We start from the raw sequence: 26,721 nt of genomic DNA on the forward strand, positions 1-26,721 counted from the left end.
CGGGGTTTTTCCGGAACCCCGGGCCTGCCCGCTGCGTTTACCGTGGAGAGCGCAGCGGCTTGCGCCGTACCGGTCGGAGGAGGAGCGTCATGGAAGCAGTGATCACCGTGTTCGCCCTGCTCTTCCTGCTGTTCGTCGGGTTCGGTGTGTACGCCACGGTCAAGGCGGTCAGCGCCGCCAAGCGCGGGGTGGACCGTACGATCGAGCAGGCCCGCCGTACGGTCGAGGACCACACCCTGCGTGCCAAGTCCTTCGTCCAGACCGGCCCGGCCGCCGAGGTCGCCCAGCTGCGGCTCACGCTGCGCACCTCGATGCGCGCCACCCAGGACGCCCTGCGCGCGGGCGTGGCCGAGGACGAGTCACTCAAGGAATCTCTCGGCCTCTTCGAGCGGCTCAGCGCGCACGGACACGAACTGGACGCCGAACTCAGGCGCCTGGAGTCCGAACCGGACCGGGCGACACTCACTGCCCGGCTGCCGGAACTGCGCCACCGCACCGAGCGCATCACCAAGTCCGCGGACTCGCTGCGCTGGGCGACCCGCGACCGGGCCCGCCGCTTCGCCGACGACGACCTGGACGCGCTCAGTGCCCAGATAGACGTCGAGGCGGGCGCCCTGCGCCACTGGACGCGCACCGATACCACGCCGGCTCCGCCGCCCTGGCCGGAGGCACCCGGCTCCGGCCGCGCCGAGGAGCCGACGGCCCCCGCGATCACCCCGCCGTCCTGGCGCCCCGCCTACCCTTGGGAGAAGAAGCCCCGTCCCGAGAACACCACCTGACAGGGTCGCTTCCGGAGCGCACGGCAGGGGCCGGGCTGCCGCGCGAGCGCTACGGCAGGTAACCTCCAGCTCATGTCCCGCCATGTCGCTATCGTCACCGATTCAACGGCCTACCTGCCGCCCCGGACGATGGAGCGCCACGGCATCACCGCGGTACCCCTGACCGTGGTCCTCGGTGACCGGGCGCTCGAAGAGGGCACCGAGATCTCGACCCGCTCCCTCGCGCAGGCCCTGCAGAAGCGGAGGCCGGTCACCACCTCCCGCCCCAGCCCCGAGCTGTTCGCGGAGACCTACCGCAGGGTCGCCGAGTCCGGCGCGAGCGGCATCGTCTCGCTCCACCTCTCCGCCGAGCTGTCGGGTACGTACGACGCGGCGGTGCTCGCGGCGTGCGAGGCGCGGGTGCCCGTGCGGGTGGTGGACACCGGGATGGTCGCGATGGCCCTGGGCTTCTGCGCGCTCGCCGCGGCCGAGGCCGCGGAGGCCGGCGGCACCGTGGACGAGGCCGTGACGGCCGCCGAGAAGCGGGCCGCGGGCACCTCCGCCTACTTCTATGTGGACACCCTCGACTATCTGCGCCGCGGTGGCCGCATCGGCGCCGCGCAGGCCCTGCTCGGTTCCGCGCTCGCCGTCAAACCGCTGCTCCAACTCGACGGCGGCCGTATCGAACTCCTCGAAAAGGTCCGCACGGCGTCCAAGGCGATCGCGCGTCTGGAGGAGATCGTCGCCGAACGGGCGGGCAGCGCCGATGTCGACATCGCCGTCCACCACCTCGCCGCCCCCGACCGCGCCGCCGCGCTCGCCGACCGGCTGCGGGAACGGGTGCCCGGCCTGGCCGACCTGCACGTCAGCGAGGTCGGGGCGGTGATCGGGGCGCACACCGGTCCTGGGCTGCTGGGAGCGGTGGTCTCGCCGCGCTGACCGGGCTGCCTCACCCTTGTGGGTGGCGGAGTTTTCCACAACCGGGCGGTAATCCCCGGGAATTGACCAAGATCATCGCGAAGTGGCGAGATGCCCGACCCTCGTCGCATGGCACTTCGATCACGTTCACGCACCGCCACAGCGACCAGCGGCCCCGGCCGCGGACCCGCCTCCGACGGCCGGGTCCGCCACCGCCGCCACGCCGACCACCGCCGACGCCCACCCGCCCCGACGGAGGAACTGCGCCGCCGAGCGGAACTCCTCTTCGGCGAACGAGCCGTGGAATGGCGGGAGTCGGGCAACGCCCCGCCGGGCGGCGAGGCGTTCACGAGTGCGTCGTCGGTCACGGGCATGTCGACGGTCACGGCATCCGAGGCCGAACCACCCGGGACCGAACCACCGGAGACCGAACCACCGGAGATCGAACCACCAGAGGCGGCAAGTCCCTTGGAGGTGGCGGAGCCCGTCGTGCCCGGCTGGCGGGAGCGAGCCGGGCTGGCCCTGCGGGAGCGGGCACCGGTGTGGTTGCAGACGCGGTACGGGGTGGAGCGTCGGGGAGTGATCGCGCTCTCTTTGGTGCTGCTGGTTGCCGCCGTCCTCGCCGTACAGCACTTCTGGGCCGGCCGGACCCAGTCCGTGAGTGCTCCTCAGGTGGTGCGCGCGGAAGCCCCGTTCGGCAGGCACACGGGTGAGGGGAAGGGCGAAGGAGGGGCGGCCGGTGACCGTCCGGCCGGTGCGTCCGTGGGGGCCTCGGGGGCACCGGGCGGAGAGATCGTCGTGGATGTCGGCGGCAAGGTCAGGCATCCGGGTGTCCGGCGCTTGCCGGCCGGTTCGCGGGTGACCGACGCGTTGCGGGCGGCCGGCGGGGTCCGCCCGGGCGTGAGCACCGAGGGGCTCAACCGGGCCCGCTTCCTGGTGGACGGCGAACAGGTCGTCGTCGGGGCGCCGCCGGGGGCACCGGCACCGCCCGGCCCGGTCGGCGGGGGCGGACAAGGACCGGCCGACGCAGGCTCCACGGCGCCTGTCTCCCTCAACACGGCGACCGCTGACCAGCTCGACACCCTGCCCGGAGTCGGTCCCGTGCTGGCCCAGCACATCATCGACTACCGCACCCGGCACGGCGGTTTCCGCTCGGTGGACGAACTGCACCAGGTCAACGGCATCGGCGACCGCCGCTTCGCCGACCTGCGAAGTCTGGTACGGCCATGAGCCCCACACGTGACGATGACCGCAGGCACAGGGCATCCGGGGCTGTCACCGGTCGCGCTCCGGAGCAACGGCTCTCGGGGCCGGAGGCGGGCGAAGCCGCTGAGTCCCGGCCTGCGGATGCGGCGGATCTGCGGCTCGTTCCGCCCGCGCTCGCGGTCTGGGCCACGGCGGCGCTGGCGCTGGACCTCCCGACGGGCTGGAGTGTGGGGATCGCGGTGGTCTGTCTGGTCGTCGGGGGTGCCCTGCTGGTGGTACGGCGGCCCGAGGGCGCCGACCGGCGTCGTCCTGTAGCTCCCGGGCGGCGGTTGCGCGCGGGACCTGTCGAGGGGGAGCGAGGACGGTTCGCCTGGGCTCGGGTGCCGGTGGCCGCGGTGCTGCTCTGCGTAGCCGCGGCCTCCGCCTCGGCCGGGCTGCACGGGGCGGATGTACGGCGCGGGCCGGTGCCGGACCTGGCCCGGCGGTTCGCGACTGTGACCGCCGAGGTCGAGCTGACCGGAGACCCCTGGCTGAGCAGGCCGCGGGTGCGGGGCGATCATGCGACGCCGGCGGCGGTGCTGGCCCGGGCGGAGGTGCGGCGTGTCGAGATGAGCGACGGGACGCGGGTGCGGACGCGTAGCCCGGTGCTGCTGATAGTCGACGCGGACGCCTCGGCAGCGGAGAGCGGCGCCGAGAAGGGCGCTGCGGGCGGGAGTTCCGCGCCGTCTGCGGGCACCGGTGCTCGGGGCGTGCAGGGCGGGCGCTCGGCCTGGGCAGGGCTGTTGCCGTCCACGCGGCTGCGGGTGAGCGGGCGGCTGGCGCCGGCCAGGTCGGGCGGTGACCGGACCTCAGCCGTGCTGCGGGTGCGGGGCGGGCGGGGGCCGGACGTCGTGGCGGGGCCGAGCGGGCCGCAGCGGCTGGCGGGGCGGCTCAGGGCCGGGCTGCGGGAGGCGACCGACGGGCTGCCTGCGGACGCGCGGGCGCTGCTTCCCGGCCTGGTCGTCGGCGACACCTCGCGGATCACACCCGAGCTGGACGAAGCCTTCCAAGAGACGGACCTGGCGCACACGCTCGCCGTCTCCGGCAGCAACCTCACGGTCCTGCTCGCCCTGCTCATCGGACCGCCCGGCCTGGCCCAGCGGACCGAGCGCCGCGGACTGGCCCCGCGCCTGGGGCTCTCGCTGCGGGCGACCGCCCTGCTCGCCGGGGTGGTCACGGTGGGGTTCGTGGTCGTGTGCCGGCCCGATCCCAGCGTGCTGCGGGCCGCGGCCTGCGGTGCGGTCGCCCTGCTGGCCCTGGCCACCGGGCGCCGCAGGTCCCTGATCCCGGCGCTGGCCACGGCCGCCCTGCTGCTGGTCCTGTACGACCCGTGGCTGGCCCGCAGTTACGGCTTCCTGCTCTCCGTGCTGGCCACCGGCGCCCTGCTTGTGCTGGCGCCCGCCTGGAGCGAGGGGCTGCGGCGGCGCCGGGTGCCCGCGCGGCTTGCCGAGGCGCTGGCCGCCGCCGCAGCCGCGCAGGCCGTGTGCGCGCCGGTTGTGGCGCTGCTGTCGGCCCGGGTGAGCCTGGTGGCGGTGCCCTGCAACCTGTTGGCGGAGGTGGCGGTGGCACCGGCCACGGTGCTGGGGTTCGCGGCGCTCGCGGTGGCGCCGGTGGCGATGCCGGTGGCCAAGGCGCTGGCATGGTGCGCGAGTTGGCCGGCACGCTGGATCGCCGGGGTCGCCCGCACCGGGGCCGCCCTGCCCGGTGCGGGAGTGGACTGGCCCGCGAGCCTGCCGGGAGCGCTGCTGCTGGCGGCGGTCACCGTGGCCGTCGTCCTCGCCGGGCGGCGACTGCTGCGGCACCCGTGGTGGTGCGGGGCGCTCGGCCTGCTGCTCCTGCTGGCGGTGGTGCGGCCGGCGCCGCTGACCAGGGTGATCACGGGCTGGCCGCCGCCGGGCTGGCGGTTCGCGATGTGCGATGTCGGACAAGGCGACGCGACCGTGTTGGCGGCGGGTGAGGGAGCCGGCGTCGTCGTGGACGCGGGGCCCGACCCCGAGCTGGTCGACCACTGCCTGCGGGAGCTGGGCGTCACGCGCATCCCTCTCCTCGTCCTCACCCACTTCCACGCCGACCACGTGGCGGGACTGCCTGGAGTGCTGCGCGGTCGCACGGTGGCCGAGATCGAGACCACGGGCTTCGAAGAACCCGCGGACGAAGCCGAGTTCGTGCGAAGGGAGGCGGTCGAACGGCACATCCCGCTCAGCCGGGCCGTGGCGGGGGAGCAGCGGCGCACCGGACCGCTGGCCTGGCGGGTGGTGTGGCCCCCGCCGGGCCCGGCACCGGAGCCGGACGGCCCGAACGACGCGAGTGTCGCGCTGCTCGTCCGGACGGGCCGGCTGCGGATGTTGCTGCTCGGGGACCTCGAACCCCCGGCCCAGCAGGCGCTGTTGCACTCGCCGGACGCGGCCGGACTGGCGGCGGTGGACGTACTGAAGGTGGCCCATCATGGCTCGGTCCACCAGGACCCGGACCTCATACGGCTGGTGGCCCCACGGGTGGCGTTGATCTCCGTGGGCGCCGACAACCCCTATGGGCACCCGGCACCGGCGACCGTGGCCGCGCTGCGGACCGGCGGGGCGGTGGTGCTGCGCACGGACCGGGACGGGCCGCTCGCGGTCGGCGGGGGCGGGGGAGCGGACGACGAAAGGCTGACGGTTGCGCGAAAGCCGCACTGGGAGGACTGATTCGGAGCCGTTCCGGCGCCTGTGAGCTACGGGCCGTTCATGGCGACGGTGCCGGCCTCACCGTCAGCCGGCAGAGCGTACCAAGGGCTGACCTGTCCGTTCGGCGCTCGTGCGGTGCCGGAGAATGGGCCCGTGAGCGATGTGAGACACGTGCTGGTGCTGCCCGACCGCGAGGCCGCCGAGGAGGCCGCCGAGGCGCTCGGGGAGCGGTTCGGCGTCAACGAGGAGCCCCGGATCGTCCGCGACGCCCTGGCCGGCGAGGACGACGCCGAGGACGCCCAGTGGCTCGTCGTCCTGCGGGACGAGAACGAATTGCTGGACCCGGCGGAGCTGGACGAGTTCGCGGGGGAGTGGGACGGCTGGCGCGAGGAGCCGTGACCCCGAGACGGACTCCGGGGACGCTCGGGGACCGGTCAGGGTCCGCGGCCGGTTCGTTGTCAGTGCCGCGTGGGATGCTTTGAGCGATGGCCAGAAAGACTGCGAATGACGACCCTCTCGCCCCCGTGACGCTCGCCGTGGGCCAGGAGGACCTCCTGCTCGACCGTGCCGTGCAGGAGGTGGTGGCCGCCGCCAAGGCCGCCGACGCCGACACGGACGTACGGGACCTGACCCCGGACCAGGTGCAGCCCGGCACGCTCGCCGAGCTGACCAGCCCGTCGCTCTTCGCCGAGCGCAAGGTCGTGGTCGTACGCAACGCGCAGGATCTCTCGGCCGACACGGTCAAGGACGTGAAGGCGTACCTCGGGTCGCCCGCCGAGGAGATCACCCTGGTGCTGCTGCACGCGGGTGGCGCCAAGGGCAAGGCACTGCTGGACGCCGCGCGCAAGGCGGGTGCGCGGGAGGTGGCCTGTCCGAAGATGACCAAGCCGGCGGACCGGCTGGCGTTCGTGAGAGGGGAGTTCCGCGGGTTCGGGCGATCGGCCACGCCCGAGGCGTGCCAGGCGCTGGTCGACGCGATCGGCAGCGATCTGCGGGAGCTGGCCTCCGCGGTGTCGCAGCTCGTCGCCGACGTGGAGGGGACGATCGACGAGGCCGTCGTCGGCCGGTACTACAAGGGGCGGGCCGAGGCGTCGAGCTTCACGGTCGCCGACCGGGCGGTCGAGGGGCGTACGGCGGAGGCGCTGGAGGCACTGCGCTGGTCGCTGGCGACCGGGGTCGCACCGGTGATGATCACCAGCGCGCTGGCACAGGGCGTCCGGGCGATCGGCAAGCTGTCCTCGGCGCGCGGCGGCCGTCCCGCCGATCTCGCGCGGGAGCTGGGCATGCCGCCGTGGAAGATCGACCGGGTGCGGCAGCAGATGCGTGGCTGGACCCCGGACGGGGTCGCGATGGCCCTGCGGGCGGTCGCCGAGGCCGACGCGGGCGTGAAGGGCGGCGGCGACGACCCCGAGTACGCCCTGGAGAAGGCGGTCGTGACGATCGCCCGGGCCGCGCGTTCCAGGGGTCGGGGCTGATCCGGCCGCTGGGGAACCGCGGGCGCGGGGAATCGTAGGCACCGGCCGAACACGGGTACCGGCGATACATCGGTACCGGCCGTACTTCGGTACCGGCCTTCGGTACCGGCCGTACTTCGGTACGTGCCGAACACCGGCACCAGCCGAACACCGGTACCGGCCGCAATTCCGTACAGCCGTGCAGCCGTACAGCCGTACCGGCCGTACCTCGGGCACGTGGTGACCGTGCACCGCCGCACGGCGGAGGGCGCGGGCGGGCGGTCGGCGTCGGACGGACTCCGTGCATGCCGAAGGCCCCGCCGCCCGCCCTGGGGAAGGGTGGAGGCAGGGCCTTCGGATCAAGCTGGCGAGCCCGTTCCCGCGTGGCGAACGCAGGCCGCGAACAGGCTCTGGGGTGCCGGACGGGAGCGGATGAGAGAGGGCCCGCTCTGGGTCCTTCCGGCGGTCAGATCAGAAGGAGGTTCAGCCCTTGAGGGAAACGACCTTGGAAGCCAGCGCCGACTTCTTGTTGGCGGCCTGGTTCTTGTGGATGACGCCCTTCGAGACGGCCTTGTCGAGCGCACGCGCGGCAGCGCGCTGCAGCTCGGTGGCCTTCTCGACGTCACCCGCGGCAGCAGCCTCACGGGCCTTGCGGATCGCGGTCTTCAGGGAGGACTTGACGGCCTTGTTGCGCAGCCGAGCCTTCTCGTTGGTCTTGATCCGCTTGATCTGGGACTTGATGTTCGCCACGAATGAGCCTTTTCAGGTTCTGGTGCGGGGCCGCTCGGGTCCCGTACCGCTGGTTCAAAAATTTCCAGTTGTGCCTCTTGCTGAGAGGGCATGAGACACAGCGCTCTACATTACCAGTGGCCCCGGGGGCAGCCCAAAACGGTCCCCGCTCGCTCTCCGTGGGACCATGGAGACAACGTATAGATCCGACCCGAGGCATAAGGCGCCTCAAGAGACAGGACCCTGCGTGCCCGCGACCCCTAACCATGTGCCCGAGCCGAGCCGTACCGCCCCGGCTCTGATCCGCAATTTCTGCATCATCGCGCACATCGACCACGGCAAGTCCACGCTCGCCGACCGGATGCTCCAGCTGACCGGTGTGGTCGAGCAGCGGCAGATGCGTGCTCAGTACCTCGACCGGATGGACATCGAGCGCGAGCGCGGTATCACGATCAAGTCCCAGGCGGTGCGTCTGCCCTGGGCCCCGACGGAGGGGCCCGACCAGGGCGCGACGCACATCCTGAACATGATCGACACCCCGGGGCACGTCGACTTCACCTATGAGGTCTCGCGGTCGCTGGCCGCGTGCGAGGGCACCATCCTCCTCGTCGACGCCGCCCAGGGAATCGAGGCGCAGACCCTCGCCAACCTCTACCTGGCGATGGAGAACGACCTCACGATCATCCCCGTGCTGAACAAGATCGACCTGCCGGCCGCCCAGCCCGAGAAGTTCGCCGAGGAGCTGGCGAACCTCGTCGGCTGCGACCCCTCCGACGTGCTGAAGGTCTCCGCCAAGACCGGCCTCGGTGTCGACGCGCTGCTGAACAAGGTCGTCAAGGAGATCCCGGCCCCGGTCGGCGTCGCCGACGCGCCCGCCCGCGCGATGATCTTCGACTCGGTCTACGACTCCTACCGCGGTGTCGTGACGTACGTCCGTGTCATCGACGGCCAGCTCAACAAGCGCGAGCGCATCAGGATGATGTCGACCGGCGCCACCCACGAGCTGCTGGAGATCGGCGTCAACTCACCCGAGATGCTCCCGGCCGACGGCCTCGGCGTCGGCGAGGTGGGCTACCTGATCACGGGTGTGAAGGACGTCCGCCAGTCGAAGGTCGGTGACACCGTCACCAGCCAGGCGAAGGGGGCGACCGAAGCGCTCGGCGGGTACAAGGACCCGAAGCCGATGGTCTTCTCCGGTCTGTATCCGCTCGACGGCTCCGACTACCCGGAGCTGCGCGAGGCCCTGGACAAGCTCCAGCTCAACGACGCCGCGCTCGTCTACGAGCCGGAGACCTCCGCCGCCCTCGGCTTCGGTTTCCGCGTCGGCTTCCTCGGCCTGCTGCACCTGGACGTGATCCGGGAGCGGCTGGAGCGCGAGTTCGGGCTCGACCTGATCGCCACCGCCCCCAACGTGGTCTACCGCGTGGTCATGGAGGACCGTAGCGAGCACATCGTCACCAACCCGAGCGAGTTCCCCGAGGGGAAGATCGGTGAGGTGTACGAGCCGGTCGTGCGCGCCACCATCCTGGCGCCCACCGAGTTCATCGGTTCGATCATGGAGCTGTGCCAGACCCGGCGCGGCACCCTGCTAGGCATGGACTACCTCTCCGAGGACCGCGTCGAGATCCGCTACACGCTGCCCCTCGCGGAGATCGTCTTCGACTTCTTCGACCAGCTGAAGTCCAAGACCCGCGGCTACGCCTCCCTCGACTACGAGCCCACCGGCGAGCAGACCTCCAGCCTGGTCAAGGTCGACATCCTGCTGCACGGCGACAAGGTGGACGCCTTCTCGGCGATCACCCACAAGGACGCCGCGTACGCGTACGGGGTGCGGCTCGTCGCCAAGCTGCGCGAGCTCATCCCGCGGCAGGCCTTCGAGGTGCCGATCCAAGCCGCCATCGGCTCCCGGGTCATCGCCCGCGAGACCATCCGTGCCATCCGCAAGGACGTCCTCGCCAAGTGCTACGGCGGTGACATCTCCCGTAAGCGGAAGCTGCTGGAGAAGCAGAAGGAAGGCAAGAAGCGCATGAAGATGGTGGGTTCGGTGGAGGTTCCGCAGGAGGCCTTCATCGCCGTCCTCTCCAGCGATGACAGCGCGAGTTCGGCCAAGGGCAAGAAGTAACCAGAGGTAACAACTGGTGACGCCCGCAAACCGGGCAGACAGGGGCCCGTCGTGCGAAAGCGCGGCGGGCCTCTACGCATACGTAGCTTCGCGCTCCGTCGAAAGTGACAGGCCGATGCCCCTTACGCAGCGGCCGGTCGACGCTTACCCTGATCCCTGCTCGATAGTTACTCGCGAGTTAAACAAGCTGTCCCACCCCCACACCCGTGAGTCAACCCAGCCGCACTTGAGCCAGCCGCACCGTCGCGGGCCCCCGGAGGATGTCGTGAGCGACACACAGACCCTGATCGAGAACCGTCCGCCGTCCGTGGCGGCCCTCTTCCTGGAGCGCGTGGCGGCCACACCGGACGCCGAGGCATACCGCTACCCCGTACCGCCTGCCTCCGGGCAGGGCCCCGACGACTGGAAGTCGCTGAGCTGGTCCCAGGCAGCCGAGCGGGTGTACGCGATCGCGGCCGGGCTCATCGAACTGGGCATCCAGCCGGAGCAGCGGGTGGCGCTCTCCTCCTCGACCCGCGTCGAGTGGATCCTCGCCGACCTCGGCATCATGTGCGCGGGCGGTGCCACCACGACCGTCTACCCGCAGACCAACGCCGACGAGTCGGCGTTCATCCTCTCCGACTCCGAGAGCCGGGTGCTGATCGCCGAGGACGCGGCCCAGCTCGCCAAGGCCCTTCAGACGCGCGCCGAGCTGCCGAACCTCACCAAGGTCGTCGTCGTCGACCCGGCCGGCGTCGAGACGAACGACTGGGTGACGACCCTCGCCGAGCTGGAGCAGAGCGGCGCCGCCTACCTGGAGAAGCACCCGGAGCTGATCAAGGAACGGGTCGGCGCGCTCACCCGCGAGCAGCTCGCCACCCTCATCTACACCTCCGGCACCACCGGCCGCCCCAAGGGCGTGCGCCTGCCGCACGACAACTGGGCGTACATGGCGAAGGCGATCGCCGCGACCGGGCTGATCAGCGGCGAGGACGTGCAGTACCTGTGGCTGCCGCTCGCGCACGTCTTCGGCAAGGTGCTCACCTCCGGGCAGATCGAGGTCGGGCACGTCACCGCCGTCGACGGCCGCGCCGACAAGATCATCGAGAACCTTCCGGTGGTCCAGCCGACGTACATGGCGGCCGTGCCGCGCATCTTCGAGAAGGTCTACAACGGTGTCGCCGCCAAGGCCCGTGCGGGCGGCGGGGCCAAGTTCAAGATCTTCCAGTGGGCCGCCGAGGTCGCCCGCGAGTACGCCAAGGTGAGCCAGGACAACTTCCGGCGCACCGGCACCTCCTCCGTGCCGTTCGGCCTCGGCGCCAAGCACAAGGTCGCCGACGCCCTCGTCTACTCCAAGCTCCGGGAGGCCTTCGGTGGCCGGCTGCGCGCCTGCGTCTCCGGCGCCTCAGCGCTCTCCCCGGAGATCGGCTACTTCTTCGCCGGCGCCGGCATCCACATCCTGGAGGGCTACGGCCTCACCGAGACCTCCGCGGCCTCCTTCGTCAACCCCGGCGAGGCCTACCGCACCGGCACGGTCGGCAAGCCGCTGCCCGGCACCGAGGTCCGCATCGCCGACGACGGCGAGATCCTGCTGCGCGGCCCCGGCATCATGGAGGGCTACCACCAGCAGCCCGAGAAGACCGCCGAGGTGCTGGAGTCCGACGGCTGGTTCCACACCGGCGACATCGGCGAACTCTCGCCCGACGGCTACCTGCGCATCACCGACCGCAAGAAGGACCTCATCAAGACCTCCGGCGGCAAGTACGTCGCCCCCGCCGAGGTCGAGGGCCAGTTCAAGGCGGTGTGCCCGTACGTCTCCAACATCCTGGTGCACGGCGCCGACCGGAACTACTGCACCGCGCTCGTCGCCCTCGACGAGATCGCCATCCTCCAGTGGGCCAAGGAGAACGGCCTGGACGGCAAGCCGTACGCCGAGGTCGTGGCCGCTCAGCAGACGGTCGAGATGGTCGACGGATACGTCAAGCAGCTCAACGAGGGGCTGCAGCGCTGGCAGACGATCAAGAAGTTCCGGCTGCTGCCGCGGGACCTCGACGTCGAGCACGGCGAGATCACGCCGAGCCTGAAGCTGAAGCGGCCGGTGGTGGAGCGGGAGTACAAGGATCTGATCGACGAGATGTACGCGGGGACGAGGGAGTCCTAGACCCTGTCGTAGCGCGGTCTCACAGGAGGCGCGGGGGCCGTCGGCGGCTGCGGGCTGTCGGCGGCTGCTCGCGCCCCACGCGGCGGAGCCGCATATCAGGCACAGTTCCGCGCCCCTTTGGCTGGCTTCGGTCCAACCTCGCTCGAAAGTGTCCGTCTGGGATCACTCCCGTAGCACAGTTCTCGTCCTTCGCTGGCCGGTTTGGTAACTCCCCGCTTATACGCGCCCCCTGTCTGTCACGCTGGCCGCATGGACATGGCGGCCATACCGACGCAGCGGGAGACCGAGGACCGCGCCAGTGGGGGGAGCGGGCGTGCCGGCCTGCCCGGAAGCCCCCTCGCGCCGGGTGCCGCCCGTGCGCTCGTGCGTGCCGCCTTCGCCGAGTGGGCCGACCGCGGGCTCCTCGGCGCCGAGGGCGGGACCCGGCTCGTCGACGACGCCATGGCCGTCGTCAGCGAACTCGTCACCAACGCCGTCGTCCACGCCGGCACCGAGGTGGAGGTCGCCTGGAGCCTGGAGGACACCGGCGCGTTCGTCGTCGAGGTCGGCGACCTGCACCCCTCCCGCGCCCCGCGCGACCCGGCCGGCGGCGAGGTGCCCTGCGACACCCCCGAGTTCGGGCGCGGCCTGCGCCTGGTCGCCACCCTCGCCGAGTCCTGGGGCGTCACCTACCGCACCGGCGCGAAGACGGTGTGGGCCCGGCTGCCCCCGGGCGGCGTCGCCGGCCCGGACGGCCCCGCCCCGGAGCAGAGCCTGGCGGTCGCCGAGGACCTCGCCCCGCAGCCGCAGCGCCCCGGCAGCGACCGGGACTGGCTCGGCCGCGGCGCGCTGTCCTTCCTCGCCGAGGCCTCCGACCTGCTCGCCGGACAGCTGGACGAGAACCTGGTCGCGGCCCTCACCGGCCAGCTGCTCGTGCCCCGGCTCGCCGACTGGTGCGCGGTGTGGCTGGAGGACGAGGCGTCCGTGCGCGGCGTCGCCGGCCCGGACGGCCCCGCCCGGGTCTGGCACGCCAGCGAGTCCCGCATCGAGGAGCTGCGCCGCGCCCTGGAGAAGGAGCCGCCGTGCCCGCGCGACGGGCTGCGCTCGGGCCCGGAGCCGTACCCCTGGCCCGGCGACGCGCTCGGCCCGCAGGGCGCCGACGGCAGCGCGCTCGCGTACCGGCTGATCGCCGGCGGCCGGCCGCTGGGCACGCTGGTCATCGGCCGGTGCGGGCTGCTGCGCTTCCCCGACGAGATCACCGGGCTGGTGGAGGACCTCAGCCGCCGGGTCGCGCTCGCCATCGGCGCGGCCCGCCAGTACGCCCGCCAGGCCACCATCAGCGCCGTCCTGCAGCGCGGCCTGCTGCCCGGCGCGGTCGCCGAGATCCCCGGGGTGCGCAGCGCGCTCGTCTACGAGCCCTGCGACAAGGGCGGCCCCAGCGGCGACTTCTACGACCTGTTCCCGGCGGGCGACGGCCGCTGGTGCTTCGCCGTCGGCGACGTACAGGGCAAGGGCCCCGAGGCCGCCGTCGTCATCGGGCTGGCCCGGCCCTGGCTGCGGTTGCTGGCCCGCGAGGGCTACGGGGTCGCCGACGTGCTCGACCGGCTGAACCAGCTCCTCCTGGACGACGCCACCGAGGCCGCCGACGCCGCCGCGCGCGCCCTCGTCGCCGCCGGCGGCCGGGCGGTGCCCCCCGGGGACGGCCCGCAGACCCGCTTCCTGTCCCTCCTCTACGGCGAGCTGGCCCCCCTGGACGACGGCGGGGTCCGCTGCACCCTCGCCTCCGCCGGCCACCCGCTGCCGCTGGTGCTGAGCCCCGACGGGACGGTGCGCACCGCCGCCCGGCCGCAGACGCTGCTCGGTGTGGTCGAGGACGAGACCTACACCAGCGAGACCCTCGAACTGCGGCCCGGCGACAGCCTGCTGTGCGTCACCGACGGGGTCACCGAGCGCCGCTCCGGGCCCCGCCAGTTCGACGACGGCGACGGGCTCGCACGCGCCCTGTCCGGCTGCGCGGGCCTGAGCGCCGACCTGATCGCGGAACGCATCAGGACCCTGGTGCACGACTTCGGCGGGGGCCTGCCGGAGGACGACCTGGCGCTGCTGGTGCTCCAGGCGGAGTAGCGGAGCAGGCGTAGCCGGGCAACGGTCGCGGTGCGGGACAATGGAGGACATGCCTTCCGCACTCCCCGACGGCGAGCCCGTCCCCGACGACGGCGCGCTGCCCGCCTCCGCGCTCGCCGGGGCGCCCCATCGACCCCTCGGGTTCTACCTCCACGTCCCGTACTGCGCGACCCGCTGCGGCTACTGCGACTTCAACACCTACACCGCCACCGAGCTGCGCGGCACGGGCGGAGTGCTGGCCTCCCGCGACAACTACGCGGACACCCTGACCGACGAGATCCGCCTGGCCCGCAAGGTGCTCGGCGACGACCCCCGCCAGGTCCGCACGGTGTTCGTCGGCGGCGGCACACCGACGCTGCTGGCGGCGGACGATCTCGTACGCATGCTGGGCGCGATCCGCGAGGAGTTCGGCCTGGCGGAGGACGCCGAGATCACCACGGAGGCGAACCCGGAGTCGGTCGACCCGGCCTACCTCTCGGCCCTGCGGGAGGGCGGCTTCAACCGCATCTCCTTCGGCATGCAGAGCGCCAAGCAGCACGTGCTGAAGATCCTCGACCGGACCCACACCCCGGGCCGCCCCGAGGCGTGCGTGGCGGAGGCGCGGGCGGCCGGCTTCGAGCACGTCAACCTGGACCTGATCTACGGCACGCCGGGGGAGTCGGACGACGACTGGCGGGCCTCGCTGGAGGCGGCCCTCGGCGCGGGCCCCGACCACATCTCGGCCTACGCGCTGATCGTCGAGGAGGGCACGCAGCTGGCGCGCCGCATCCGCCGGGGCGAGGTCCCGATGACCGACGACGACGTCCACGCCGACCGCTACCTGATCGCGGACGAGGTGCTCTCGGCGGCGGGCTTCGACTGGTACGAGGTCTCCAACTGGGCCACCTCCGAATCCGCCCGCTGCCTGCACAACGAGCTGTACTGGCGGGGGGCCGACTGGTGGGGGGCCGGTCCCGGGGCGCACTCGCACGTGGGCGGGGTGCGCTGGTGGAACGTCAAGCATCCGGGGGCGTATGCGGCGGCGCTGGCGTCGGGGCGGTCGCCGGGGGCCGGGCGTGAGCTGCTGTCGGACGAGGACCGCCGGGTGGAGCGGATCCTGCTGGAGCTGCGGCTGCGGGAAGGGGCGCCGCTGTCCTTGCTGAAGGAGGCGGGGCTTGCGGCATCCCGGCGCGCGCTGGCGGAGAGGCTCCTCCAGGAAGGGCCGTACGAGGAGGGGCGGGCCGTGCTGACACTGCGGGGGCGGCTGCTGGCGGATGCGGTGGTGCGGGACCTGGTGGACTGATCACTCCAGCGGGTGAATCGGTGGTGAACCCGACTTCGGTGCCTGTACCGCTTCCTATGGTGGTGCTGTGAATGATCAGCGGATGCTCAAGTTCCTGGAGGAGTTCGAGCCTCCCGAAGGCGTCAGGACCGAGTTCCTCAGGGGGGAGATCTGGATGACGCCGAACGCTGGTCTGGTGCACAACCTGATCGTCACGGAGGTGCAGGACCAGATTCCGCGAGAGCGGTGGAGACGGCTCCAGAACCAATACGTCGACATGATCCCTGCGGGCGGCCTGGTCGTGCCCGATCTTGTGGTGACCGAGCGTGGAAGCGGGCCGGATCACGGGGTGATGCCCGCCGGAGCGGTCAGCATGTTGCTCGAGGTCGTGTCCGGCTCCAGTGCCCACCGGGACTACCGCGTCAAGCGCTCGATCTATGCGGCGGCAAAGCTCCCCGCCTACCTGATCACCGACCCCGTCATGGCGCAGTGCGTACTGCTCACTGAGCCGGTGGGCACCGGAGAGGACGCGGACTACCGGCGTCAGCGGATCACCAAGTTCGGCGACCTCACGCGGTTGGAGCCCATCGGCATCGAACTGGACACCAGCGAATTCGCCACCTACGAGAAGGTCAGGCCCCACCGCTACCCGTGACGAAATCGATCAACTCCTCCACCCGTCCCAGCAACTCCGGCTCCAGGTCCCTGTAGGAACCCACCCGCTTCAGAATCGCCTGCCACACCGCCCCGGTGTTCTCCGACGGCCACCCCAGCGCCCGGCACACCCCCGTCTTCCAGTCCTCCCCGCGCGGCACGCGAGGCCACTCGGCGATCCCCAGTGAGGCCGGCTTCACCGCCTCCCAGATGTCGATGTACGGGTGGCCCACCACCAGCGCGTGCTCACTCGTCACCGACTCCGCGATGCGCCATTCCTTCGTGCCGGGGACCAAGTGGTCCACCAGGACGCCCAGGCGCGCATCCGGGCCCGGCGCGAACTCGGCGACGATCGACGGCAGGTCGTCCACGCCCTCCAGGTACTCCACGACCACGCCCTCGATGCGCAGGTCGTCGCCCCACACCTTCTCGACCAGCTCGGCGTCGTGCCGGCCCTCGACATAGATGCGGCCGGCGCGGGCCACGCGAGCCCTGGCACCGGGGACGGCTACCGAGCCGGAGGCCGTGCGGGTGGGCCTCACCGGACCTGAAGACGGCCGTACGAGCGTCACCACCCGCCCCTCCAGCAGGAAGCCCCGCGGCTCCAGCGGGAACACCCGGTGCTTGCCGAAGCGGTCCTCCAGGGTCACTGTGCCCGCCTCGCAGCGGATCACCGCGCCGCAGAAGCCGGTGCCGGGCTCCTCCACCACAAGGCCGGGCTCCGCCGGGACCTCTGGTGCGGGCTGCTGCTTCTTCCACGGAGGGGTGAGATCGGGGGAGTACTGGCGCATTCGGATGACGATAGGAGAAGCAGCGGACCCCCGTTCACGACACGCCGAAACGTGCCGCCAGCTCGTCGCGTTGCCGTCGTACGAAGGCCGCGTCCACCACCGCTCCGTGACCGGGCACGTACAGCGCGTCCTCGCCGCCCAGCGCCAGCAGGCGGTCCAGTGCGTCGGGCCAGCGGGACGGGATCGCGTCCGGGCCCGCCTGGGGCTCACCGGACTCCTCGACCAGGTCGCCGCAGAAGACCACCTCCGGGTCACCCGGTACGAGGACCGCCAGGTCGTACGCCGTATGGCCCGGGCCCACGTTGGCCAGCAGTACCTGCCTGCCGCCGCCCAGGGCCAGCGTCCACTCGCCCGAGACCAGATGGTGGGGAGGGGCCAGGGCTTCCACGGCCTCGTCCGCGTCGGCCGGCGGCAGGCCGTGGCGGATCGCGTCCTGGCGCAGCTCCTCGCGCTCGTACGTGAACACCGCGTCCAGGCCCACCGCCCCGTACACCTCCGCCCCGGCGAACCCGCCGGCGAACGCGGCGGCGCCGAAGACGTGGTCGAAGTGCGGATGCGTGAGAGCGAGATGGGTCACACGGCGACCCGCGAGCGCCTGCGCCCGCGCCCGCACCCGCGCGCCCTCGGCCAGGCTCGACCCGGCGTCCACCAAGAGCGCCGTACCCTCCCCCAGAACCAGCCCCACGGTGCAGTCCCAGCCGGGCAGCCGGCACCGTCCGACCCCCGCGGCGAGCCGCTCCCACTCCACCTCTTCCCAAGTCACCGTCATACCGCGACGCTAGCGACAACGGTCATCCTGAACACGGACCGGGCACGGTGGCGCGGGGACCGGCCTTGCCCGGGGCGTACCCCACAGCCGTACACTGGGCCGGGGAAGGCTGGCACTCGCGTGCGAAGAGTGCCAGGCGGACGACCCGAAGGGCCCAGGGACGACGTGCTGGAGGTGCGCGCGAATGCTGAGTGAACGCAGGCTTCAGGTGCTGCGCGCCATCGTCCAGGACTACGTGGGCACCGAGGAGCCAGTGGGCTCGAAGGCGCTCACCGAGCGGCACAACCTCGGCGTCTCCCCGGCAACCGTGCGCAACGACATGGCGGCCCTGGAGGACGAGGGGTTCATCGCGCAGCCGCACACCAGTGCGGGGCGGATCCCCACCGACAAGGGTTACCGGCTGTTCGTCGACAAGCTCGCCGGCGTCAAGCCGATGACCGCGCCGGAGCGGCGGGCGATCCAGAACTTCCTGGACGGCGCCGTCGATCTCGACGACGTCGTGGCGCGGACCGTGCGGCTGCTCGCGCAGCTCACACGGCAGGTCGCCGTCGTGCAGTACCCGTCGCTGACCCGGTCCACCGTGCGGCACGTGGAACTGCTCTCGCTCGCTCCCGCGCGCGTGATGCTCGTGCTGATCACGGACACCGGCCGGGTCGAGCAGCGGATGGTCGACTGCCCGGCGCCGTTCGGCGAGTCCTCGCTGGCGGATCTGCGGGCGCGGCTGAACAGCCGGGTCGCGGGGCGCCGGTTCACGGACGTGCCGCGGCTGGTCGAGGACCTGCCCGAGGCCTTCGAGGCCGAGGACCGCGGCACGGTCTCGATGGTGCTCTCCACACTGCTGGAGACGCTCGTCGAGGAGAACGAGGAGCGGCTGATGATCGGCGGAACCGCCAATCTGACCCGCTTCGGACATGACTTTCCCCTCACGATCCGGCCGGTGCTCGAGGCGCTGGAGGAGCAGGTCGTGCTCCTCAAGCTCCTGGGCGAGGCGAAGGATCCGGGCGTGACCGTGCGCATCGGGCACGAGAACGCCCATGAGGGACTCAACTCCACCTCCGTCGTGTCGGTCGGCTACGGTTCGGGCGGCGAGGCAGTCGCCAAGCTCGGCGTGGTCGGACCGACCCGCATGGACTACCCGGGAACGATGGGAGCGGTACGCGCAGTGGCACGGTACGTCGGACAGATCCTGGCGGAGTCGTAAGTGGCCACGGACTACTACGCCGTTCTCGGCGTGCGCCGCGACGCGTCGCAGGATGAGATCAAGAAGGCGTTCCGCAGGCTCGCGCGCGAGCTGCATCCGGACGTCAACCCCGATCCGAAGACCCAGGAGCGGTTCAAGGAGATCAACGCCGCTTACGAGGTGTTGTCGGACCCGCAGAAGAAGCAGGTCTACGACCTCGGCGGCGACCCGCTCTCGCAGTCGGGCGGGGCCGGTGCGGGCGGCTTCGGGGCCGGTGGCTTCGGCAACTTCTCCGACATCATGGACGCGTTCTTCGGCACGGCGTCGCAGCGCGGCCCGCGCTCGCGCACCCGGCGCGGCCAGGACGCGATGATCCGCATCGACGTCGAGCTGGACGAGGCGGCCTTCGGGACGACCAAGGAGATCCAGGTCGACACGGCGGTCGTCTGCAACACCTGCAGCGGTGAGGGCGCGGCGCCGGGCACCTCCGCCCAGACGTGTGACATGTGCCGGGGCCGCGGTGAGGTCTCGCAGGTCACCCGCTCCTTCCTGGGCCAGGTCATGACCTCGCGGCCCTGCCCCCAGTGCCAGGGCTTCGGCACGGTCGTGCCGAACCCTTGCCCGGAGTGCGCAGGCGACGGGCGTGTCCGCTCCCGCCGCACTCTTACGGTGAAGATCCCGGCCGGTGTCGACAACGGCACGCGGATCCAGCTCGCCGGTGAGGGTGAGGTCGGGCCGGGCGGCGGTCCCGCCGGTGACCTCTACGTCGAGATCCACGAGCTGCCGCACCCGATGTTCCAGCGGCGCGGCGACGACCTGCACTGCACGGTCACCATCCCGATGACGGCGGCGGCCCTCGGCACGAAGGTGCCGCTGGAGACGCTGGACGGGCTGGAGGAGGTCGACATCCGGCCCGGTACGCAGTCCGGGCAGTCGATTCCGCTGCACAACCGTGGTGTCACGCATCTGCGGGGTGGCGGGCGGGGTGACCTGATCGTGCACGTCGAGGTGCAGACGCCGACCAAGCTGGATCCGGAGCAGGAGCGGCTGCTGCGCGAGCTGGCGAAGCTGCGCGGTGAGGAGCGTCCGCAGGGGCAGTTCCAGCCGGGGCAGCAGGGGCTGTTCTCGCGGCTGAAGGACGCGTTCAACGGTCGCTGACCGTTGGCGAGGCCTAGGGTCCAAGGGGCTCCGCCCCTTGGACCCCGCCACCCGCCCCCCGACTCGGTCGGCCGAGAAGAAGTGGCATGTGCCAGGGGGAAGGGTGGATTCGGACTTGTTCGAAGGACGTGACAACATGCGGTCATGTCCTCCGCACTGACCGATCTCTTCCCCCACCCGATCGTGCAGGCCCCCATGGCGGGCGGTGTCTCCGTCCCGCAGCTCGCCGCAGCCGTCTCCGAGGCCGGTGGTCTCGGGTTCCTTGCCGCCGGGTACAAGACCGCCGACGGCATGTACCAGGACATCAAGCAGCTGCGGGCGCTCACGAGCCGCCCCTTCGGCGTGAACGTGTTCATGCCGCAGCCCGAGTATGCCGAGTCCGGCGCCGTCGAGGTCTACGCCCACCAGCTGGCCGGTGAGGCCGCCTGGTACGAGACCGAGCTGGGCGACCCGGACAGCGGACGGGACGACGGCTACGACGCCAAGCTCGCCGTCCTGCTCGACAATCCGGTGCCGGTCGTCTCCTTCCACTTCGGCATCCCGAGCCGGGACGCCCTCGACTCCCTCCGCCGCGCCGGGACCCTCACCCTGGTCACCGCCACCACCGCCGAGGAGGCCCTCGCGGTGGAGCGGGCCGGTGCGGACGGGGTGATCGCGCAGGGCGTGGAGGCCGGCGGCCACCAGGGCACCCACCGGGACATCCCGGAGAACGACGGCTCCGGCCTCGGACTTTTGTCCCTGATCGCCCAGGTCCGTGATGCCGTGAGCATCCCGGTCGTCGCCGCCGGCGGCATCATGCGCGGCAGCCAGATCGCCGCGGCCCTCGCGGGGGGCGCGAGCGCGGCCCAGCTGGGCACCGCCTTCCTCGCCACCACCGAGTCCGGCGCCAGCCCCCTGCACAAGCAGGCGCTCACCAACCCCCTGTTCGCGCGCACCGAGTTGACCCGTGCGTTCTCCGGCCGCCCGGCGCGCGGACTGGTCAACCGGTTCATGCGCGAGCACGGCCGCTACGCCCCCGCCGCCTACCCCGAGATCCACCACCTGACCTCGCCGCTGCGCAAGGCCGCCGCCAAGGCCGGTGACCCGCAGGGCATGGCGCTGTGGGCGGGCCAGGGGCACCGCATGGCCCGCGAACTGCCCGCCGGGCAGCTGGTGGAGCTGCTGGCCGCCGAACTCGCCGACGCCCGGGCGGCGTTGTCCCACGGAGGCGCGCGATGACGGCCCCCGTCTTCGTCGTCGAGCACTTCCGAGCCGAAGGCAGCGGCCACTACGTCCTGGACGGCCCCGAGGGGCGGCACGCGGTCTCCGTGAAGCGGCTCCAGGCCGGCGAGGAGGTCGTCCTCACCGACGGCAACGGGCGCTTCGCGGTGTGCGACGTGATCGGCACCGAGGGCAAGGACCGGCTGATCGTCCGCATGAGCACGGTGGAGGAGGAGCCCGAGCCCTCGCCCCGGATCACCGTCGTCCAGGCCCTGCCCAAGGGCGACCGGGGTGAAGTCGCCGTGGAGACCATGACCGAGGTCGGCGTCGACGCGATCGTGCCCTGGCAGGCCGCCCGCTGCATCACCCAGTGGAAGGGCGACCGCGGTCTGAAGGCCCTCGGCAAGTGGCGGGCCACCGCCCGCGAGGCCGGCAAGCAGTCCCGCCGGGTCCGCTTCCCGGAGGTCGCGGACGCGGCAACGACCAAGCAGGTTGCCGCACTTCTCGCCAAAGCCGATTTCGCCGCCGTGCTCCACTCCGACTTCGAGCACGACAGTGCGCCGCTCGCCACCGCCGAACTCCCCGACCAGGGCGAGATCGTGCTGGTCGTCGGGCCCGAAGGAGGCGTGTCCCGCGACGAGTTGGCGCTTTTCGAGGGGGCGGGCGCGCAGGCCTGCGTGCTCGGTCCTACCGTATTGCGTACGTCCACTGCCGGCACCGCCGCGACGGCCCTCCTCCTGGGACGCACCGGCCGCTGGTCCTGACCGACAACGGGGGAACTCCATGGAACTCGCCCAAGTCCGGCTCCTCGTCACCGACTTCGCCGCCTCCTACCGCTTCTACGCCGACACCCTCGGCCTCAAGCCGCAGTCGGGGGCGACCGAGGGGCCGTACGAGAAGTTCAGCCCGCACGCCGGCTCCGCAGGAATAGCCCTGCAGGACCGCTCGATGATGGCCGAGGTCCTGAACGAACTCGGCGACACCGCCACCGGCCACCGCTCCCTGGTGGTGCTGCGCGTGGACAACCTCGACACCTACTGCGACGAGATCACCACCCGGGGCGCGACCCTGATCCACGGCCCGGCCCCCATGACCGACCGCATGCGCGTCGCCCACCTCAAGGACCCGGAGGGCAACCTGGTGGAACTCCAGGAGTGGCTCCTCCTGCGCGGCTGACGGCGACACCGGGCAGCAGGGCCCATCCGTCCACCTCACCGGCCTCCAGGCCGAGCCGCCGCACGGCGTCGGCGAAGGCCCGCACGACTCCCGGCTCGTGCAGATTGACCGTGTGCCCGCGGTCGTCGAACACGAGCCCGGAGTGCGTGTACGCCCCGGCGGCGACCCCGTGGAACACGATCCGGGTGGCGGCCCCGTCCCGGTGGAGCGACAGGATCTCCTGGCAGGTCCCCGCGTCGTCGTGGCGGTGCCGGACGGTCCACCGGTACTCCGTCCCGTCCTCGACGACCAGCCGCCTGAGCCTGCGTTCGCTGCGCATCGCGCCAGCGTAGACGGGACCGGACGGGCGTCACCCGAAGGTGATGTTCCCGAACGTGTGAGTGGCCGCAAGTGGCCTACCGCCCCGGCCGGGCCGGTGGCACGCTGCACTTCATGGGGGCATTGAGACGGAACGGACAGCGGACGGGGACCGGGCGGGTCGTGGCCATTGCGGGGCTCGCGGTGCTCGCCGGGGGCGCGCTGGTGGCGTGTGATCCGGGCGGGCTGAGTTCCGCGTCGGCCGCGTACACCACCAGTACGACCGCGAGGGCCGAGCTGAAACGGCAGCACGTGGACGTCAGTTGGCTCAACTGCACCGGCCGGGGCGGTGACACGCCCGGCAGGTCGCACTCGCCGACGCGGAAAACCGTCGTCTCGGTCGACTGCCAGGGCCGTACCGGCGACGGGCGGAAGATCACCGTCACCGGGAAGGTGACCAAGGCCGTCGACGGCGCCTGTGTGCGCGGCGATCTGACGGCCAGGGTCGGCGGCAGGCAGGTGTTCCACGTGAGCGGGCTCGGCGACTGCAGCTCCAAGCCCGGCCCTTCGTACCGGCCCTCGTACAGACCTTCGTACAAGCCGTCCTACCGGCTGCCCGGCGGGTCCCGGCCCACGGTGACGGTCACCGTCACTCGCACCCTCTGGTGCAAGGGCGACCCGACCTGCTGGCCGGCGCAGGGCAAGTGATCGGAAACCGGGGCGGGAACCGCCGGGCGCTGCGTAGGCTGACCAGGTGACTCAGGGCGCTACGACGGACTCCTCGGCATCCCCGGCATCCTCGGCCTACCTCCGGTTCCCCCACCTGCGCGGCGACTTGGTGACCTTCGTCGCCGAGGACGACGTCTGGCTGGCGCCCCTCGACGGCGGCCGGGCCTGGAGGGTCAGCGCCGACAACAGGCCGGTGACCCACCCCCGGATATCCCCCGACGGAACCTCCATCGCCTGGACCTCCACCCGGGACGGCGCGCCCGAGGTGCACGTCGCCCCGGTCGTCGGCGGTTCCGCCACCCGCCTCACCCACTGGGGCAGCCGGCGCACCGCCGTACGCGGCTGGACCCCGGACGGGCGGGTGCTCGCGCTCGGCGCGCAGGGCCGGCCCAGCAGCCGCCCCTGGGCGCACGCCGTGCCGCTGGACGGCGGACCGGCCGAGACCCTGCCCCACGGGCCCGTCGGCGACGTGGCGTTCGGCCCGGCCACCGTGCTCCAGTCCGCGACCATGGGCCGCGAGGCCGCCCACTGGAAGCGGTACCGGGGCGGTACGGCGGGCAAGCTGTGGATCGACCCCGACGGCACCGGCGCGTTCGTACGACTGCACGCCGAACTGGACGGCAACCTCGAGTGCCCGGTGTGGGTGGGCGAGCGCCTCGCGTTCCTCTCCGACCACGAGGGCACCGGCGCCCTGTACTCCTCCCTCGCCGACGGCTCCGACCTGCGCCGGCACACCCCGCATGAGGGAGGCTTCTACGCCCGGCACGCGGCCGGTGACGGCAGCCGGGTCGTGTACGCCTCCGGCGGCGAACTATGGCTGCTGGAGGATCTGGAGGGCGCCGAGCCGCGCCGGCTCGACGTCCGGCTCGGCGGGCCCCGGCTGGACCTGCGGCCGTACCCGGTGAACGCCGCCCGCTGGTTCGGGGCCGCCTCCCCCGACCACACCGCGCGCGGCAGCGCCGTGTGCGTGCGCGGCGGCGTCCACTGGGTCACCCACCGCTCCGGGCCCGCCCGCGCGCTGGCCGCCACCCCCGGCGTCCGCGCCCGGCTGCCGCGCACCTTCCGCGCCGACGGCGAGGAGTGGGTGGTGTGGGTGACCGACGCCGAGGGCGACGACGCCCTGGAGTTCGCCCCCGCGACCGGGACCGTACCCGGCGCCACCCCGCGCCGGCTCGCCGCCGGACAGCTCGGCAGGGTCCTGGAGCTGGCCATGGCGCCCGACGGCAGCCGGGCCGCCGTCGCCGCGCACGACGGGCGGCTTCTGCTCGTCGAGCGGGAGACCGGCGAGGTCCGCGAGGTCGACCGCTGCGACGACGGCGAGGTCTGCGGGCTGGCCTTCTCGCCCGACTCCGCCTGGCTCGCCTGGGCCCACCCCGGCCCGCGCCCGCTGTCCCAGCTGCGCATCGCCCACACCACCGACCTGTCGGTCACCGAGGCGACCCCGCTGCGCTTCCAGGACTACGCGCCCGCCTTCACCCTCGACGGCAAGCACCTCGCCTTCCTCTCCAACCGCGCCTTCGACCCGGTCTACGACGAGCACGTCTTCGACCTCGCGTTCGTGGTCGGCGCCCGCCCGCACCTGATCACCCTGGCCGCCACCACCCCGTCCCCGTTCGGCCCGCAGCGGCACGGCCGCCCCTTCGAGACCCCCGACAAGGACGAGACCCCCGACAGCGAGGGCACCCCCGCCACCCGGATCGACCTCGACGGCCTCGCCGACCGCATCGTCCCCTTCCCGGTGGAAGCCGGCCGGTACTCCACGCTCCGTGCCGCCAAGGACGGCGTGCTCTGGCTGCGCCACCCCGTCCACGGCGTCCTCGGCGCCTCCCGCGCCCACCCCGAGGACCCCGACCCGCACACCGAGCTGGAGCGCTACGACCTCGCCCAGCGGCGCCTGGAGCACCTGGCCTCCGACGCCGGCCACTTCGAGGTCAGCGGCGACGGCAAACGCGTCCTGCTGTGGACCGACAGCCGCCTCCGGGTCGTCCCCAGCGACCGCCGTACCGGCACCGACGACGACGGCGACAACAGCGTCGGCGTCGACCTCGCCCGGGTCCGGCAGACCGTCGACCCGGCCGCCGAGTGGCGGCAGATGTACGACGAGACCGGCCGGCTCATGCGCGACCACTTCTGGCGGCCCGACCTCGGCGGCGTCGACTGGACCGCCGTCCTCGACCGCTACCGCCCCCTGCTGCACCGCCTCGCCACCCACGACGACCTGGTCGACCTGCTGTGGGAGGTGCACGGCGAACTCGGCACCTCGCACGCCTACGTCAGCCCGCCCGGCCGGTACCGCGGCGGCCCCCGGCAGGGCCTGCTCGGCGCCGACATCTCCCGTCACCCGGACGGCAGTTGGCGCATCGACCGCATCCTGCCCTCGGAGACCTCCGACCCCGACGCCCGCTCCCCGCTCGCCGCACCCGGCGTCGCCGTACGCCCCGGAGACGCGATCGTCGCCGTCGCCGGACACCCCGTCGACCCGGTCACCGGCCCCGGCCCGCTGCTCGTCGGCACGGCCGGACACCCGGTGGAGCTGACCGTCTCCCCGGCGGGCGGGGGCGAGCTGCGGCACACCGTCGTCGTGCCCGTCGCCGACGAGGAGCCCCTGCGCTACCACGCCTGGGTCGCCGGCCGCCGCGCCCACGTCCATGCGGCCTCCGACGGCCGGCTCGGCTACCTCCACGTCCCCGACATGCAGGCCCCCGGCTGGGCGCAGATCCACCGCGACCTGCGCGTGGAGGTCGCCCGCGAGGGGCTCGTGGTCGACGTCCGGGAGAACCGGGGCGGGCACACCTCCCAGCTCGTCGTGGAGAAACTCGCCCGGCGCATCATCGGCTGGGACATGCCGCGCGGCATGCGGCCCACCAGCTACCCGCTGGACGCGCCCCGGGGACCGGTCGTCGCCGTCGCCGACGAGTTCTCCGGCTCCGACGGCGACATCGTGAACGCGGCGATCAAGGCCCTCGGCATCGGCCCGGTCGTCGGCACCCGCACCTGGGGCGGAGTCGTCGGCATCGACAGCCGCTACCAACTCGTCGACGGCACACTGATCACCCAGCCGAAGTACGCGATCTGGCTGGAGGGTTACGGCTGGGACGTCGAGAACCACGGCGTCGACCCGGACGTGGAGGTCGTACAGCGCCCACAGGACTGGGCGGAGGGGCGGGACGCTCAGCTGGACGAGGCAGTGAGGCTTGCTTTGGAGGCGCTGGAAACGGCGCCTGCGAAGACACCGCCGACAATGCCCGCCTAAGGGGCGCGGGACTGTATCGACATGCGGCTCCGCCGCGTGGGCGCGCCCAGCCACATACGACGCGCACCCGAACGACTACGATGCCCCCCACTGGATCATCCGGCGAAAGGAAGCGGAGCGC

Annotated in this window: 22 protein-coding genes; 18 read left to right on the forward strand and 4 right to left on the reverse strand. The window is 72.4% G+C overall.

What is annotated here, in order from left to right:
• The first annotated feature begins 89 nt into the window (after positions 1-89).
• The 6 genes from ACWD3E_RS02295 to holA all read left to right on the forward strand — a co-directional run bounded on the left by ACWD3E_RS02295 (position 90) and on the right by holA (position 7,059).
• A complete protein-coding gene (locus tag ACWD3E_RS02295; RefSeq protein ID WP_451385646.1) occupies positions 90-779 on the forward strand; it encodes a hypothetical protein in 690 nt (229 codons plus the stop codon).
• Positions 780-851: 72 nt separating this feature from the next.
• Positions 852-1,697, forward strand: a complete 846-nt coding sequence (locus tag ACWD3E_RS02300) for a DegV family protein (protein WP_451385647.1) — start codon at positions 852-854, stop codon at positions 1,695-1,697.
• A 108-nt stretch (positions 1,698-1,805) separates the two neighbouring features.
• Positions 1,806-2,906: a helix-hairpin-helix domain-containing protein gene (locus tag ACWD3E_RS02305; RefSeq protein WP_451385648.1), complete on the forward strand. Its 1,101-nt coding sequence runs from the start codon at positions 1,806-1,808 to the stop codon at positions 2,904-2,906.
• Positions 2,903-5,605: a ComEC/Rec2 family competence protein gene (locus ACWD3E_RS02310; protein ID WP_451385649.1), complete on the forward strand. Its 2,703-nt coding sequence runs from the start codon at positions 2,903-2,905 to the stop codon at positions 5,603-5,605. Before ACWD3E_RS02305 ends, ACWD3E_RS02310 begins: the two co-directional genes overlap by 4 nt.
• 132 nt (positions 5,606-5,737) lie before the next feature.
• Entirely contained in the window at positions 5,738-5,983 is a 246-nt protein-coding gene (locus tag ACWD3E_RS02315) for a hypothetical protein (protein ID WP_451385650.1), read from the forward strand.
• A gap of 86 nt (positions 5,984-6,069) precedes the next feature.
• Positions 6,070-7,059 (forward strand): DNA polymerase III subunit delta, encoded by a 990-nt coding sequence (gene holA, locus ACWD3E_RS02320; protein ID WP_451385651.1) that lies wholly within the window; start codon positions 6,070-6,072, stop codon positions 7,057-7,059.
• A gap of 462 nt (positions 7,060-7,521) precedes the next feature.
• On the opposite strand, the gene rpsT is transcribed toward holA, so the two are convergent.
• Positions 7,522-7,788, reverse strand: a complete 267-nt coding sequence (gene rpsT / locus ACWD3E_RS02325) for a 30S ribosomal protein S20 (protein WP_360144457.1) — start codon at positions 7,786-7,788, stop codon at positions 7,522-7,524.
• A 226-nt stretch (positions 7,789-8,014) separates the two neighbouring features.
• On the opposite strand from rpsT, the gene lepA reads away from it, so the two are divergent.
• The 5 genes from lepA (at position 8,015) to ACWD3E_RS02350 (ending at position 16,048) form a co-directional block, all read left to right on the forward strand.
• Positions 8,015-9,889, forward strand: coding sequence for a translation elongation factor 4 (gene lepA, locus ACWD3E_RS02330; protein ID WP_451385652.1), 1,875 nt, complete (start codon positions 8,015-8,017; stop codon positions 9,887-9,889).
• A gap of 265 nt (positions 9,890-10,154) precedes the next feature.
• A complete protein-coding gene (locus tag ACWD3E_RS02335; protein WP_451385653.1) occupies positions 10,155-12,029 on the forward strand; it encodes an AMP-dependent synthetase/ligase in 1,875 nt (624 codons plus the stop codon).
• Between the two features lie 255 nt (positions 12,030-12,284).
• Positions 12,285-14,132, forward strand: coding sequence for a SpoIIE family protein phosphatase (locus tag ACWD3E_RS02340; protein ID WP_451386480.1), 1,848 nt, complete (start codon positions 12,285-12,287; stop codon positions 14,130-14,132).
• 49 nt (positions 14,133-14,181) lie between these two features.
• Positions 14,182-15,414, forward strand: a complete 1,233-nt coding sequence (gene hemW, locus ACWD3E_RS02345) for a radical SAM family heme chaperone HemW (protein ID WP_451385654.1) — start codon at positions 14,182-14,184, stop codon at positions 15,412-15,414.
• Between the two features lie 82 nt (positions 15,415-15,496).
• Positions 15,497-16,048 (forward strand): Uma2 family endonuclease, encoded by a 552-nt coding sequence (locus tag ACWD3E_RS02350; protein ID WP_451385655.1) that lies wholly within the window; start codon positions 15,497-15,499, stop codon positions 16,046-16,048.
• On the opposite strand, the gene ACWD3E_RS02355 is transcribed toward ACWD3E_RS02350, so the two are convergent.
• Entirely contained in the window at positions 16,026-16,838 is an 813-nt protein-coding gene (locus ACWD3E_RS02355; RefSeq protein ID WP_451385656.1) for a DUF3097 domain-containing protein, read from the reverse strand. The two genes, ACWD3E_RS02350 and ACWD3E_RS02355, sit on opposite strands and share 23 nt — an antisense overlap.
• Positions 16,839-16,872: 34 nt before the next feature.
• Positions 16,873-17,607 carry an MBL fold metallo-hydrolase gene (locus tag ACWD3E_RS02360; RefSeq protein WP_451385657.1) on the reverse strand — a complete coding sequence of 245 codons (735 nt, stop codon included), beginning with the start codon at positions 17,605-17,607 and terminating at the stop codon, positions 16,873-16,875.
• Between the two features lie 184 nt (positions 17,608-17,791).
• Between ACWD3E_RS02360 and hrcA the strand changes: the two genes are divergently transcribed.
• The 5 genes from hrcA (at position 17,792) to ACWD3E_RS02385 (ending at position 22,321) form a co-directional block, all read left to right on the forward strand.
• On the forward strand, positions 17,792-18,808 hold the full coding sequence (hrcA, locus tag ACWD3E_RS02365) for a heat-inducible transcriptional repressor HrcA (protein ID WP_451385658.1): 1,017 nt from the start codon (positions 17,792-17,794) through the stop codon (positions 18,806-18,808).
• Positions 18,809-19,945, forward strand: coding sequence for a molecular chaperone DnaJ (gene dnaJ / locus ACWD3E_RS02370; protein WP_451385659.1), 1,137 nt, complete (start codon positions 18,809-18,811; stop codon positions 19,943-19,945). It abuts the gene before it with no gap.
• A gap of 144 nt (positions 19,946-20,089) precedes the next feature.
• Positions 20,090-21,163 carry a nitronate monooxygenase gene (locus tag ACWD3E_RS02375; protein ID WP_451385660.1) on the forward strand — a complete coding sequence of 358 codons (1,074 nt, stop codon included), beginning with the start codon at positions 20,090-20,092 and terminating at the stop codon, positions 21,161-21,163.
• Positions 21,160-21,909, forward strand: a complete 750-nt coding sequence (locus ACWD3E_RS02380) for a 16S rRNA (uracil(1498)-N(3))-methyltransferase (RefSeq protein WP_451385661.1) — start codon at positions 21,160-21,162, stop codon at positions 21,907-21,909. The genes ACWD3E_RS02375 and ACWD3E_RS02380 overlap by 4 nt, the downstream gene beginning before the upstream one ends.
• Positions 21,910-21,928: 19 nt before the next feature.
• Positions 21,929-22,321, forward strand: a complete 393-nt coding sequence (locus tag ACWD3E_RS02385; RefSeq protein WP_451385662.1) for a VOC family protein — start codon at positions 21,929-21,931, stop codon at positions 22,319-22,321.
• Here ACWD3E_RS02385 and ACWD3E_RS02390 read toward each other — a convergent pair.
• Entirely contained in the window at positions 22,263-22,640 is a 378-nt protein-coding gene (locus tag ACWD3E_RS02390) for a hypothetical protein (protein ID WP_451385663.1), read from the reverse strand. The genes ACWD3E_RS02385 and ACWD3E_RS02390 overlap by 59 nt on opposite strands.
• Positions 22,641-22,753: 113 nt before the next feature.
• Here ACWD3E_RS02390 and ACWD3E_RS02395 point away from each other — a divergent pair, with 113 nt between their 5' ends.
• Together ACWD3E_RS02395 and ACWD3E_RS02400 are read left to right on the forward strand one after the other, a co-directional pair.
• Positions 22,754-23,326, forward strand: a complete 573-nt coding sequence (locus tag ACWD3E_RS02395) for a hypothetical protein (protein WP_451385664.1) — start codon at positions 22,754-22,756, stop codon at positions 23,324-23,326.
• A 127-nt stretch (positions 23,327-23,453) separates the two neighbouring features.
• Complete coding sequence (locus ACWD3E_RS02400) at positions 23,454-26,600, forward strand: S41 family peptidase (RefSeq protein ID WP_451386481.1); 3,147 nt, start codon at positions 23,454-23,456, stop codon at positions 26,598-26,600.
• Positions 26,601-26,721 lie beyond the last annotated feature (121 nt).

The organism is Streptomyces sp. NPDC002676, from assembly GCF_053592455.1.